The 13,950-nt window shown below is 71.9% G+C and carries 8 protein-coding genes; all 8 read left to right on the forward strand.

Features of this window, described 5'->3' with window-relative positions:
• Positions 1-13: 13 nt before the first annotated feature.
• Entirely contained in the window at positions 14-694 is a 681-nt protein-coding gene (gene mreD / locus ACY34M_RS02095) for a rod shape-determining protein MreD (RefSeq protein WP_462717287.1), read from the forward strand.
• Positions 695-792: 98 nt separating this feature from the next.
• Complete coding sequence (gene mrdA / locus ACY34M_RS02100; RefSeq protein ID WP_462717288.1) at positions 793-2,985, forward strand: penicillin-binding protein 2; 2,193 nt, start codon at positions 793-795, stop codon at positions 2,983-2,985.
• A gap of 3 nt (positions 2,986-2,988) precedes the next feature.
• A complete protein-coding gene (gene rodA, locus ACY34M_RS02105) occupies positions 2,989-4,185 on the forward strand; it encodes a rod shape-determining protein RodA (protein ID WP_462717289.1) in 1,197 nt (398 codons plus the stop codon).
• 107 nt (positions 4,186-4,292) lie between these two features.
• Complete coding sequence (locus ACY34M_RS02110) at positions 4,293-5,813, forward strand: CYTH and CHAD domain-containing protein (RefSeq protein WP_462717290.1); 1,521 nt, start codon at positions 4,293-4,295, stop codon at positions 5,811-5,813.
• Between the two features lie 41 nt (positions 5,814-5,854).
• Complete coding sequence (locus tag ACY34M_RS02115; protein ID WP_462717291.1) at positions 5,855-7,798, forward strand: TIGR03960 family B12-binding radical SAM protein; 1,944 nt, start codon at positions 5,855-5,857, stop codon at positions 7,796-7,798.
• A 109-nt stretch (positions 7,799-7,907) separates the two neighbouring features.
• Positions 7,908-8,759, forward strand: a complete 852-nt coding sequence (locus ACY34M_RS02120) for a hypothetical protein (RefSeq protein WP_462717292.1) — start codon at positions 7,908-7,910, stop codon at positions 8,757-8,759.
• A gap of 46 nt (positions 8,760-8,805) precedes the next feature.
• A complete protein-coding gene (locus tag ACY34M_RS02125; protein WP_462717293.1) occupies positions 8,806-9,609 on the forward strand; it encodes a TIGR03936 family radical SAM-associated protein in 804 nt (267 codons plus the stop codon).
• A gap of 248 nt (positions 9,610-9,857) precedes the next feature.
• On the forward strand, positions 9,858-13,916 hold the full coding sequence (locus ACY34M_RS02130) for an Rne/Rng family ribonuclease (RefSeq protein WP_462717294.1): 4,059 nt from the start codon (positions 9,858-9,860) through the stop codon (positions 13,914-13,916).
• The last annotated feature ends 34 nt before the right edge of the window (positions 13,917-13,950 follow it).

The raw sequence follows: 13,950 nt of genomic DNA on the forward strand, positions 1-13,950 counted from the left end.
GGAGCAAGGAATCATGCGCTTCAACCGAATGCTGCTCTCCACGGTCCTTGTCGTCGTGGCCCTCGTCGTCCAGGTCTGTGTCCTGGCCCGGCTGCAACTGCCCGGCGCCGTACCCGACCTGATGCTCCTGACCGTCCTCGGCCTGGCCCTCGTGTACGGGCACGTGGGTGGCGCCTTCGTCGGCTTCGGCGCGGGACTCCTCGCGGACCTCGCCCCGCCCGCCGACCACGCCGCGGGCCGCTACGCCCTCGTGCTCTGCCTCATCGGCTACCTCGCGGGCCTCGCCAAGCCCGAGAGCGGGCAGCTGCGCTCGGCCGCCGGGCCCATGCTCGTGGTCGTCGGCGCCGCCATCGGCACGACCCTGCTGTACGCGGGCGTGGGCGCGCTCGTCGGCGACACCGCCGCCCGCGACGTCGGCCTCGGCAGCCTCATCTTCACGGCGGCCCTCTACGACCTGCTGCTCGCCCCGTTCGTCGTCCCCGGCGTCATGGCACTCGCCAGACGCGCGGAGAACGATCCGCTGGGCGACTCCTCCGGCGGCTCCGCCAAGGCCGCCGACGTCTCCTCCGGCTGGCTCTCCGGCGGCGGCACCGGACTCAGCATCGGCGGCCAGCGCGGCGGCGGTCTGCGCATGAGGTCGGTCAAGGCACGCGCCTCCCGCGCGGGCCGCATCAAGGGGGTCAAGCGCCTGTGAACGCACGGCAGTTGACCGACGACGTCGCAGGCACGCACAGCTTCGGCGTGTACACCTGCTTGTACTCGTACACGTCCTGAGAGGGGGAGCACGCCACCGTGTCCAACATCCCCGAGACGGGCCGCACGCCACGCGTTCAGATCCGGCTCATCATCCTTCAGATCCTCGTCCTCTCCCTCCTGCTCACCCTCGGCGGCCGCCTCTGGTACCTCCAGGTGCGCAACGGCGACGAGTACGCCAAGGAGGCCTCCGGCAACCACGTCCAGCAGGTCGTCACGCCCGCCACCCGGGGATCCATCCTCGACGCGCGCGGCATCCCGCTCGCCGACAACGAGACCCGCCTCGTCGTCTCCGCGTCCCGCACCGACCTGATGAAGATGGACGACGAGGGCAAGGCCGTCCTCACCAAGCTCGCCAAGGTCCTCGGCATGCAGCCCAAGACCATCCAGGAGAAGGTCCGGCTCTGCGACGCCGAGACGCCGCAGCCCTGCTGGAACGGCTCGCCGTACCAGCCCATCCCGATCACCGACGAGGCCACGCCCAAGCAGGCCCTGCAGATCCGCGAGCGCAGCGAGGACTTCCCCGGCATCACCGCCGAGCCCACCGCCGTGCGCCGCTACGCGGGCCCCGGCGGCTCCAACACCGCGCAGGTCCTCGGCTATCTCTCGCCGGTCACCGACGCGGAGATCGAGAAGGCCAAGAACTCCGACTCGCCGTACCTGCGCTCCGACCAGGTCGGCCGCAGCGGCCTGGAGCGCACCTACGACAAGGATCTGCGCGGCAAGGCCGGCGTCACCCGCTACGAGGTCGACAACCTCGGCCGCGTCATCGGCCGCGCCGAGAGCGACAAGGCCGAGCCCGGTGCCAACGTCGTCACGTCGATAGACGCCCGCGTGCAGTCCGTCGCCGAGAAGGAGCTGGACGCGGCCATGAAGGCCGCCCGCCACGAGTTCGACAAGAACACGGGCAGGAACTACAAGGCCGACGCCGGCTCCGTCGTCGTGATGGAGGCCAAGACCGGTCGCGTCGTCGCCATGGCCTCCAACCCGACGTACGACCCGAACGCCTGGGTCGGCGGCATCTCCGGCAAGGACTACGCCCAGCTCACCGGCAAGAACTCGAACTACCCGCTGCTCAACCGGGCGATCCAGGGCCAGTCGGCGCCCGGCTCGATCTTCAAGGTCATCTCCTCGACCGCGGCGGTCAACGCGGGCTACCCGTTCAACGGCCGCTACCCCTGCACCAGCTCGTACTCGATCGGCAGCCAGGTCTTCAAGAACTTCGAGTCGGAGAACTTCGGCCCGATCAGCCTCGGCCGCGCCCTCGAGGTCTCCTGCGACACCGTCTTCTACGGCCTCGCCCACAAGGAGTGGCAGAAGCTCGGCGGCATCAACCCCAAGGGCGGGGTCGACGCCGACGACTCCTTCTACAAGACGGCCCACCAGTTCGGCCTCGGCAAGGAGACCGGCATCGACCTCCCCAACGAGGTCAACGGCCGCGTCCCGGACCGGAAGTGGAAGGAAAAGTACTGGGAGGCCAACAAGGACGCCTGGTGCAAGGGCGGCAAGAAGGACGGCAGCTACGTCGAGCGGCTCAACTGGGAGAACTGCCGCCAGGGCAACAAGATGCGCGCCGGTGACGAGGTCAACTACTCCATCGGCCAGGGCGACACCCTCGTCACGCCGATCCAGATGGCCCGGATCTACGCGGCCATCTCCAACGGCGGCACGCTCTACCAGCCCGCCGTCGGCAAGGCCGTCGTCAGCGCCGACGGCAAGCAGGTCAGCGAGATCGCCCCGAAGTCGCAGGGCAAGCTGCCCTTCACCAAGCAGACCCGCAACCACATCGACCAGGCCCTCGCGGGCGTGGCGACGCGGGGCACCGCCGCCTGGCGCTTCGGCGGCTGGCCGCAGAACAAGATCCCGATGCACGCCAAGACCGGCACCGCCGAGGTCTACGGCAAGCAGACGACGTCGTGGTTCGCGACGTACACGAAGGACTACTCGGTCGTCATGACGATCTCCCAGGGTGGTACCGGTTCCGGCGCCTCGGGCCCCGCCGTCCGCAAGATCTACGACGCCCTCTACGGCGTCGACAACAAGGGCGGCATCAACAAGAAGAAGGCCCTGCTGCCCGAGCCGGAGAAGAGCCTGCCGAAGATCCAGAAGGACGGTTCGATCGACGCCCCGAAGATCGAGCCGTTCCAGCCGGGCAAGGACACGACGCCCGCCCAGCAGGAGCTGGCGGCGACGCTGCCGACCTCCTCCTACGGCAACAGCAGGAGGGACTGACCGGTGACCGGCAACGGATTCTCCGTCTCCGGCTACGGGCCGCGGCGCTCCACCATGACGCGGCTCATGGCCCGCGACTCGGTGGTGCGCAGGCTCGACTGGCCGATGCTGCTCTCGGCGGTCGCGCTGTCGTTCATCGGCGCCGCGCTCGTCTACTCGGCGACCCGCAACAGGACCGAGCTCAACCAGGGCGACCCGTACTACTTCCTGTTCCGGCACGTGCTGAACACCGGCATCGGCGTCGCGCTGATGGCCGGCACGATCTGGCTCGGGCACCGCACGCTGCGCACGGCCGTGCCGATCCTGTACGGGATCTCCGTCTTCCTCGTGCTCCTCGTGCTCACCCCGCTCGGCGCCACCGTGAACGGGGCGCACGCCTGGATCGTCATCGGTGGCGGATTCTCGCTCCAGCCCTCCGAGTTCGTGAAGATCACGATCATCCTGGGCATGGCGATGATCCTCGCGACCCGCGTCGACGCGGGCGACCGCGACCATCCCGACCACCGCACCGTGCTGCAGGCCCTCGGGCTCGCCGCCGTCCCGATGATGATCGTCATGCTGATGCCGGACCTCGGGTCCGTCATGGTGATGGTGATGATCGTGCTCGGCGTGCTGCTCGCGTCGGGGGCCTCCAACCGGTGGGTGCTCGGACTCATCGGGGTGGGCGCCGCGGGCGCGGTGGCCGTCTGGCAGCTGGGCGTCCTGGACGACTACCAGATCGCCCGGTTCGCGGCCTTCGCCAACCCGGCGCTGGACCCGGCGGGCGTCGGCTACAACACCAACCAGGCGCGCATCGCGATCGGTTCCGGCGGCCTCACCGGCTCGGGCCTCTTCCACGGCTCGCAGACCACCGGCCAGTTCGTGCCGGAACAGCAGACGGACTTCGTGTTCACGGTGGCCGGGGAGGAGCTCGGCTTCGTGGGCGCGGGCCTCATCCTGCTGCTGCTCGGTGTGGTGCTGTGGCGGGCCTGCAAGATCGCGCGCGGCACGAGCGAGCTGTACGGCACGGTCGTGGCGGCCGGCATCATCGCCTGGTTCGCCTTCCAGGCCTTCGAGAACGTGGGCATGACGCTCGGCATCATGCCGGTGGCGGGCCTTCCCCTGCCCTTCGTGTCGTACGGAGGTTCGTCGATGTTCGCGGTGTGGGTTGCGGTGGGTCTGCTGCAATCGATCAAGGTCCAGCGGCCCATGTCGGCCTGATCGGCACTGATCGAGCCGTACCCGGCCCCTGCGGCGATTGAGCAGCGGGGTCCGGGGCGGCGTCCCGAGACCTTGGCCCCGGTGCCGGTGACGTCTAAATTCGGGTTATGGCGGAGACCAAGCGCGAGATCGAGCGGAAGTACGACGCCCCGACGGACCGGTTCCGGCTGCCCGACCTGCGCAAGGTCCCCGGCGTATCGGCCGTCGTCGACAAGGGCGTCGTCGAGCTCGACGCCGTCTACTACGACACCGAGGACCAGCGCCTCGCCACGGACAGCATCACCCTGCGCCACCGCAGCGGCGGCGACGACGCGGGCTGGCACCTGAAGCTGCCGGTCGCCCTCGCCGAGGGCGTCCGCGACGAGGTGCAGGCACCCCCGTCCGCCACCCTGCCGCGCGCCCTCGCGGGCCTCGTCCGCTCCCGGGTCCGCGGCGACGAGCTGATCCCGGTCGTCCGGCTCCGCTCGTCGCGCGACGTGTCGCATCTGACCGGCGCCGACGGCGCACTGCTCGCCGAGGTGTGCGTCGACGCCGTCCGCGCCGAGCGGGCCGACGGGGAGCGGTCCACCGCCTGGACCGAGATCGAGGTCGAACTGGCGGACGGCGCCGACCCCGCCTTCCTCGGCCAGGTCGAGAAGCGGCTGCGCAAGGCGGGCGTCGAGCGCTCCACCTCCGCGTCGAAGCTGGCCCGCGCCCTCGCCGAGACCGGGGCCAGGACCCGTACGCCCGACCAGCGGGCCGAGGGGGAGCCGGACTCCGCGGGCGACCACGTCCTCACGCGGCTGCGCGTCCAGCGCGACGCCCTCGTCGAGCTCGACCCCGCCGTCCGCCGCGACCTGCCGGACTCGGTGCACCAGATGCGCGTGGCCACCCGCCGTATGCGCAGCGCGTTCAAGTCGTACAAGAAGGTGCTCGACCCGGCCGTCACCGAACCCGTCGGCGAGGAGCTGAAGTGGCTCGCCGCGGAGCTGGGCATCGACCGGGACCGCGAGGTGCTCACCGAGCGGCTCACCGCGCGGATCGACGCCGTGCCGCGCACCCTGCTGCTCGGGCCCGTCCGCGGCCGGCTGCGGATCTGGGCGGTGGCCCAGCGGCACGGCTCGCGCCGCCGCACGGTCGCCGTGCTCGACGGCAGGCGGTACCTGGCGCTGCTCGACGCCCTGGACGCGCTGCTCGCCGACCCGCCGCTCCTGCCGCGGGCCGACAAGCCCGCCGCGGGGGTCCTCGCCAAGGCCGCCCTCAAGGACCACGCCCGGCTCGCCACCCGTGTCGAGCACGCCCTGTCGCTGCCGCCCGGCACGGACCGCGACCTCGCGCTGCACGAGGCCCGCAAGGCGGCCAAGCGCGCCCGGTACGCGGGGGAGACGGCGGTGCCCGCGCTCGGCAAGCAGGCCAAGAAGTTCGCCAAGCGGATGAAGAAGGTGCAGTCCGTGCTCGGTGAGCACCAGGACTCGGTCGTCGCGCGCGAGACCCTGCGCCAGCTCGCGATCCAGGCGCACGCCGCCGGGGAGACGGCCTTCACCTGGGGCCTGCTGTACGGGCAGGAGCAGGCGGCCGCCGCCGAGGAGGAGCGGAGGCTGCCCGGGCGGTGGGAGAGCGCGGCGGAACCGAAGCTTTCGGCGGGTTAGGCTTGAGGGTCACCCCTGTCAGCTCACGAAGGTCAACGGTTATGTCTGCCGAACCCGCCGCCTCGACGGTGGAGTCTGTCTTTCCGCAGCTCGAAGCCCTGCTGCCGCATGTGCAGAAGCCGATCCAGTACGTCGGCGGTGAGCTGAACTCCACGGTGAAGCCGTGGGAGGAGTGCGACGTCCGCTGGGCGCTCATGTACCCCGACGCGTACGAGGTCGGTCTGCCCAACCAGGGCGTCATGATCCTGTACGAGGTGCTCAACGAGCGCCAGGGCGTCCTCGCCGAGCGCACGTACAGCGTGTGGCCGGACCTGGAAGAGCTCATGCGCGAGCACAAGGTCCCGCAGTTCACGGTCGACAGCCACCGCCCGGTGAAGGCCTTCGACGTCTTCGGACTGTCCTTCTCCACCGAGCTCGGCTACACGAACATGCTGACGGCGCTCGACCTGGCGGGCATCCCGCTGGAGTCGAAGGACCGCACGGTCGAGGACCCGATCGTCCTCGCGGGCGGCCACGCGGCCTTCAACCCCGAGCCGATCGCCGACTTCATCGACGCCGCGATCATCGGCGACGGCGAGCAGGCCGTGCTCGACATGACCGAGATCATCCGCCAGTGGAAGGCCGAGGGCCGTCCCGGCGGGCGCGAGGAGGTGCTGCTCCGCCTCGCGAAGACGGGCAGCGTCTACATCCCGGGCTTCTACGACGTCGAGTACCTGCCGGACGGCCGCATCGGACGCGTCGTGCCGAACCGCTCGGGTGTCCCGTGGCGGGTCAGCAAGCACACCGTCATGGACCTCGACGAGTGGCCGTACCCGAAGCAGCCCCTCGTGCCGCTCGCGGAGACGGTGCACGAACGGATGTCCGTCGAGATCTTCCGCGGCTGCACCCGCGGCTGCCGTTTCTGCCAGGCCGGCATGATCACGCGCCCCGTGCGGGAGCGAAGCATCACCGGCATCGGCGAGATGGTCGACAAGGGCCTCAAGGCGACCGGCTTCGAGGAAGTCGGCCTGCTCTCCCTGTCGAGCGCGGACCACTCCGAGATCGGTGAGGTCGCGAAGGGCCTGGCGGACCGGTACGAGGAGGACAAGATCGGTCTGTCCCTCCCCTCGACCCGCGTGGACGCCTTCAACATCGACCTGGCCAACGAGCTGACGCGCAACGGCCGCCGCTCCGGCCTCACCTTCGCCCCCGAGGGCGGCAGTGAGCGCATGCGCAAGGTCATCAACAAGATGGTCTCCGAAGAGGACCTGATCCGTACCGTCGCGACCGCGTACGGCAACGGCTGGCGCCAGGTGAAGCTGTACTTCATGCTCGGCCTGCCCACCGAGACCGACGAGGACGTCCTGCAGATCGCGGACATGGCGGCCAACGTCATCGCCAAGGGCCGCGAGGTCGCGGGCAACGACATCCGCTGCACGGTGTCGATCGGCGGATTCGTCCCGAAGCCGCACACCCCGTTCCAGTGGGCGCCGCAGCTCAGCTCCACGGAGACCGACGAGCGCCTGGCCAAGCTCCGCGACAAGATCCGCGGCGACAAGAAGTACGGCCGCTCCATCGGCTTCCGCTACCACGACGGCAAGCCCGGCATCGTCGAGGGCCTGCTCTCGCGCGGTGACCGCCGCATCGGTTCCGTCATCCGCGCCGTCTACGAGGACGGCGGCCGCTTCGACGGCTGGCGCGAGTACTTCTCCTACGACCGCTGGATGGCCTGCGCCGCCAAGACGCTGCCCGAGTACGGCGTCGACGTCGACTGGTACACGACGCGCGAGCGCACCTACGAGGAGGTCCTGCCCTGGGACCACCTGGACTCCGGTCTCGACAAGGACTGGCTCTGGGAGGACTGGCAGGACGCCCTCGACGAGACCGAGGTCGACGACTGCCGCTGGACGCCCTGCTTCGACTGCGGTGTCTGCCCGGCGATGGACACGAACATCCAGATCGGCCCGACGGGCAAGACCCTGCTGCCGCTGACGGTCGTGAAGTAGACCCGTAAGTACGTGTGTGGGGCGGCCGGTTGACCAACCGGCCGCCCCACACATGTGTCGTCACGGACCCAACTGCATCCGGGGGAGCGCCGGTTGCGTCTGGAGAGACATGGAAGACGTGCAGGACAAGCGGATCGAGCAGACACCACGACCCCAACAGGGCGACGAGGGCTGCCTCGTGGCCGCGATCAGGCTGCCGCTGCGGATCCTGATGGTCGTCCTCGTGGTGCCCCTGCGCCTTGTGTGGGACGCGCTCGTGGCGGTCGGCCGCTTCGTCGGCACCTGGCTGCTGCTGCCGCTCGCGCGGGCGATCGGCTGGGTGCTGTACGGGCTGCTGGTGTGGCCGTGCGTGATGCTGTGGCGCTACGTCCTCGCACCCGTCGGACGCGGACTGCTCTGGCTCGGACGCGTGTTGCTGGTCGTCCCCGCGGTGTGGCTGTACGTCCATGTCCTCGCACCCGTTGGGAGGGCGCTGTGGGACTACGTGTTGACGCCGCTCGGCCGTGGACTCGCCTGGCTGGCACGGGTGTTGGTCGTGGTGCCGCTGCTCGCGGTGTGGCGCTGGGTGCTCGTGCCGGTCGGCCGGGTACTGGGCGTCGTCGCACGCGAGATCTGGGACGCGCTCCGGTTCGCCTGGCGGATCGCCGGGTACGTGTCCCGTGCCGTCGGGCGGGTGCTGCGGTGGCTCCTCGTGGACCCGCTGCGCTGGGTGTACCGCACGGTGCTCACCCCGGTCGGGCACGTCGTCCGTGACTGCGTACTGCGGCCGGTGGGGCGGATCGCCGCGAGCGTCCGCGCCGCGGCCCGGCAGGCGCGGGCCGATGTGCGGCGGGCGCTGTTCGGTCCGCCGCGGCCCGCTGAACCGCAGGTCAGGGAGGTGCGGGAACCGGGCGGCCCGCAGGGACGTAGTCTTGACAGCAGTACGACCGCTCTTACGCAGAACGCATTCATTAAGGACTAGGACACTGGGCAAGCGACAGCCCGTAGGCCCGCCGCCCGCACCCGCGGTGCAGCGCATCCGTCTGCGCTACACCAAGCGCGGCCGCCTCCGGTTCACCAGCCACCGTGACTTCCAGCGCGCCTTCGAGCGTGCGCTGCGCCGCGCCGAGGTGCCCATGGCGTACTCGGCGGGGTTCACGCCGCACCCCAAGGTGTCGTACGCCAATGCCGCACCCACCGGCACGGGCAGTGAGGCCGAGTACCTGGAGATCGCGCTCACCGCGCCGCGCGACCCCGAGAAGCTCAGGGCGCTCCTCGACGAGTCGATGCCCACCGGCCTCGACATCGTCGACGCCGTCGAGGCCCGCACCTCGGGCCTCGCCGACCGGCTCACCGCCTCCGTGTGGGAGCTGCGGCTCGACGGTGTGAGCGTCGAGGAGGCCACGCGCGCCGCGGAGGCGTTCCGTGCCGCCGAGACCGTCGAGGTACAGAGGAAGACAAAGAGCGGGATCCGGACGTTCGACGCCCGCGAGGCCGTCGTCAGCCTGGACGCGGTCGAAGACTCCGACGTTTCGGCAGGTCCGGCTGATAGGCCGGGCGACACGGGCTGTGCGATACTGCGCCTGGTTGTTCGGCACGTGACGCCTGCCGTTCGACCCGACGACGTCCTGTCCGGTCTTCGCGCCGTGGCCGACCTGGCGCCGCCGGTCCCCGCAGCGGTGACCAGGCTGGCGCAGGGGCTTTTCGACGAAGAGACCGGCACGGTGACCGACCCGCTCGCGCTCGACCGCGAGGCAGACCGGGCCGCCCCACAAAAGGCGGCCGCAGGAACTGCCACCGCGACGGCGCCTGCCGTGGAAGGTCCCGCGTAAGGCGGTCGTCGTAGCGCCGCCCTCGTACTCGGGAGCCATCTGGGTCGGGCAGCGCACCCACCCAAGGACTTTCGCCAGGCCGTACGTACATCGCGTACCGGAACCGGCGAGAACAGACAGAGAGCCTCCGTGCGGCGCCCGCGCCCCGGACCGGCGGCACCGCGCTCGACTCGATGCGCGTGAGCCGCAGACGTCACCGGTCACGGATCAGGCGCGGCGCCCGGAGGCCCGACGGGAGATCCACCCGCATGCCCGAGACCGAACCCACCAACCCTGAGCTGGACAGCCCCAGCGACACCCTGCCCCCGCGCCGCCGGCGCCGGGCCGCGTCGCGTCCCGCGGGCCCGCCGGTCGCGGCCGGTGCCGCCACCGAGGACGCCGCTGTGGCCATACCGGCCACTGCCGCACAGACTCCGGCCGCCGACGAGGCGCCCGTCGAGACCCCCGCGGCTTCCCCGGCCGCCGAGGCCCCCGACGAGCCCGCGGCCCGGCCGCGCCGCCGTGCCACCCGCCGCGCCTCCGCGCCCGCCGGTGCGCCCACGCAGGCCGAGCCGACGACCGTGGTGGCGGAGCCCACCGAGGCCGTCGCCGAGCCCGCCGCCGAGCCGGTCGCCGCCGAGGAGCCCGCCGCGCCGCGCCGTCGCCGCCGTGCCACGCGCACGGTGTCGGCGCCCACCGCCGAGGCCGCCGCCCAGGCCGAGCCCGCCGTGGCCGAGGAGCCCGCCGCGGCTCAGCAGGCCGAGCGGACCGAGGAGCCTGCCGCCGCCGAGGAGAGCGCCGCCCCGCGTCGCAGCCGCCGCCGCGCCACCCGCACCACGTCGGCTCCGGCTGCCCAGGAGGCCCCGGCGGCCCAGGCCGCACCGGCCGAGGAGCCGCAGGCCGAGCCCGAGGCCGCCGCGGAGCCCGCCGCCGAGCCGGTCGCCGCCGAGGAGTCCGGCGCGCCGCGCCGCAACCGTCGCCGCGCCACCCGTGGCGCCGCCGCGCCCAGCACGCCCGCCGCGCCCCCCGAGGTCTCCGACGCCATCGCCGCCGAGACGGAGGGCGAGGCCGCCGCCGAGGACGAGTCGCCGCGCCGCGGCCGTCGCCGCGCGACCCGCAAGGCCGCCGGCGGTTTCGCCGAGCCGAAGACCGCCAAGAAGGGCGGAGCCAAGGCCGGCCGGGACGAGAAGGACGACGAGTCGCGCCCGAAGCGGCCCTCCGTCGCCACGTTCCAGGCGCCGGTCTTCACCGAGCCGATGTTCCAGACGCCGGAGCGGGCCGCCGCCGCTGCCGCGGCCGAGGCCGCCGAGGAGAAGCGGCCCGAGCCCGCCGCCGAGCCGGCCGCCGTCGTCGAGGAGGACCTGGGGCCGCGCCGTCGCCGCCGCCGTCGCGCCTCCGACGAGCAGCAGCCCGCCGCAGAGGCCGCCCCGGCCGCCGAGACCGAGGCCGAGCCGGCCGAGGCCGAGGACCAGGACCAGGACCAGCGGTCCGAGGAGAACGACGAGCAGGACGAGCACGGGGACCGCCCGGCCCGCCGCCGTCGCAGGGGCGGCCGTCGCCGTCGCCGCGGCGAGTCCGCCGACGCCGAGCACGACTCCGAGAACGAGAACGAGGCGGGCGGCTCCGACGAGGACTCCGAGGCCACCGCCTCCGACTCCGACGACGACGGCGCCGACTCCGACGAGCAGCGCGACGAGTCCGCCGGCTCCGGCGGTTCGAGCAGCAGCCGTCGCCGTCGCCGCCGTCGCCGCCGCGCCGGTGACGCGTCCTCCGAGGGCGACGGTTCGACCGACGACCCGGAGCGCACGGTCGTCAAGGTCCGCGAGCCGCGCAAGAAGGACGAGAAGGCCGAGCGCTCGGCCGCCTCGGACGAGGTGCAGTCCATCAAGGGCTCCACGCGTCTTGAGGCCAAGAAGCAGCGCCGCCGCGAGGGCCGGGAGCAGGGGCGCCGCCGCGTCCCGATCATCACCGAGGCCGAGTTCCTGGCGCGCCGCGAGGCCGTCGAGCGCGTGATGGTCGTCCGCCAGCAGGGCGAGCGCACCCAGATCGGCGTGCTCGAGGACGACATCCTCGTCGAGCACTACGTCAACAAGGAGCAGTCGACCTCGTACGTCGGCAACGTCTACCTGGGCAAGGTCCAGAACGTGCTGCCGTCGATGGAGGCCGCCTTCATCGACATCGGCAAGGGCCGCAACGCGGTGCTGTACGCCGGTGAGGTCAACTTCGAGGCGCTCGGCATGGCCAACGGGCCGCGCCGCATCGAGACCGCCCTGAAGTCCGGCCAGTCCGTGCTCGTGCAGGTCACCAAGGACCCGATCGGCCACAAGGGCGCCCGCCTGACCAGCCAGGTCTCGCTGCCCGGCCGCTACCTGGTCTACGTGCCCGAGGGCTCGATGACCGGCATCAGCCGCAAGCTGCCCGACACCGAGCGCGCGCGTCTGAAGACCATCCTCAAGAAGATCGTTCCCGAGGACGCGGGCGTCATCGTGCGCACCGCCGCCGAGGGCGCGAGCGAGGACGAGCTGCGCCGCGACGTCGAGCGTCTGCAGGCCCAGTGGGAGGACATCCAGAAGAAGTCGAAGCAGATCTCGACGTCGTCGCCGAGCCTGCTGTACGGCGAGCCGGACATGACCGTCCGCGTCGTGCGCGACATCTTCAACGAGGACTTCTCCAAGGTCATCGTCAGCGGTGACGAGGCGTGGGACACCATCCACGGCTACGTCAACCACGTGGCGCCCGACCTGTCGGACCGCCTGTCCAAGTGGACGTCCGAGGTCGACGTCTTCGCGACGTACCGGATCGACGAGCAGCTCGCCAAGGCGCTCGACCGCAAGGTGTGGCTGCCGTCCGGCGGCTCCCTGGTGATCGACAAGACCGAGGCCATGATCGTGGTCGACGTCAACACCGGGAAGTTCACCGGCCAGGGCGGCAACCTCGAAGAGACCGTGACGAGGAACAACCTCGAAGCGGCCGAGGAGATCGTGCGCCAGTTGCGGCTGCGCGACCTGGGCGGCATCGTCGTCATCGACTTCATCGACATGGTCCTGGAGTCCAACCGGGACCTCGTCCTGCGCCGCCTGCTGGAGTGCCTGGGCCGGGACCGGACCAAGCACCAGGTCGCCGAGGTGACCTCGCTCGGCCTCGTCCAGATGACGCGCAAGCGCGTCGGCCAGGGCCTCCTGGAGTCCTTCTCCGAGACCTGCGTGCACTGCAACGGCCGCGGCGTCATCGTGCACATGGAGCAGCCTGCGTCCAACGGTGGCGGCGGCAAGCGCAAGAAGCGCGGCCGCGGCGGCAACGGCGCGGACCACCAGCACGAGACGCACGTCCACGAGTCGGCGCAGGCCCCGGCCGCGGAGCGCACGCAGTCCGAGTCCGAGTCCGAGGCCGAGGTCGCCGCGGAGGCCGCCGCCCCCGTGGCGCTGCCCGAGCCCGAGTTCGTCCCCGACGAGGAGCTGTACTCCAGCGCCGCCGAGGCGGAGGCCGCGGCAGGCCGTGGCCGTTCGCGGCGCCGAGCCACGCGGCGTGCGTCGGCCCCGGCCGGTGCCCCGAAGGCGGAGGCCGAGAAGCCGGCGAAGTCCGGCAGGAAGGCGAAGGGCGACAAGGGCGACCGTGCCGAGAAGGCCGAGGAGCCGGTCGTCGTCGAGGCCGAGGCCCCGGCGCCCGAGCCGGTCGTCGAGGAGCCGAAGGCCGCCGAGGCCGTCGCCCCCGAGCCGGTGCAGGACGAGGCCCCCGCGCCGCGTCAGCGCCGTCGTGCCACGCGCAAGGCGTCGGCTCCCGCCGGTTCGCCGAAGTCGTCCTCCGAGGAGGCCGCCGCGGTGACCGTCACGGAGCCGGTCGTCGAGGAGACCAGGGCGCCCGAGGAGCCGAAGGCCGTCGAGCCCGAGGAGCCGAAGGCGACCGAGTCCGCGGCCCCGGCCCGTCCGCGTCGTCGCGCCGTCCGCAAGGCCGCCGCTCCGACCGCGGCCGAGGACACGGCCGTCGTGGTCGTCCCGTCGGCCGCCGACGAGGCGCCCGCCGAGGACGCCCCTGCGGAGGCCGAGGAGGCGCCCGCCGCCAAGAAGACCGCCAAGAAGACGGCGGCCAAGAAGGCGACGGCGAAGAAGACGGCCACCAAGAAGACGGCCGCCTCCAAGACGACCGCGTCGAAGACGACGGCCGCCAAGAAGACGGCCGCGACCAAGACGGCCGCCAAGAAGACGACGGCCAAGAAGGCGACGGCGAAGAAGACCACCGCCAAGAAGACGACGGCCAAGAAGACGACCGCGAAGAAGACCGCGGCGGCCGAGCAGCAGTCGCTGCCGTCCGTCTCGGCCGCGGCCGAGTAGGGCCCGAGGTCACCAGCCCGGACCGGGCCGCGAC

The sequence above is a fragment of the Streptomyces sp. EDA2-14 genome, from assembly GCF_054963755.1.

Coding starts and splice junctions, on each gene's coding strand:
- mreD (WP_462717287.1), top strand. CDS start 14: ATGCGCTTCAACCGAATGCTGCTCTCCACGGTCCTTGTCGTCGTGGCC.
- ACY34M_RS02110 (WP_462717290.1), top strand. CDS start 4,293: ATGGCGGAGACCAAGCGCGAGATCGAGCGGAAGTACGACGCCCCGACG.
- ACY34M_RS02115 (WP_462717291.1), top strand. CDS start 5,855: ATGTCTGCCGAACCCGCCGCCTCGACGGTGGAGTCTGTCTTTCCGCAG.
- ACY34M_RS02120 (WP_462717292.1), top strand. CDS start 7,908: ATGGAAGACGTGCAGGACAAGCGGATCGAGCAGACACCACGACCCCAA.
- ACY34M_RS02130 (WP_462717294.1), top strand. CDS start 9,858: ATGCCCGAGACCGAACCCACCAACCCTGAGCTGGACAGCCCCAGCGAC.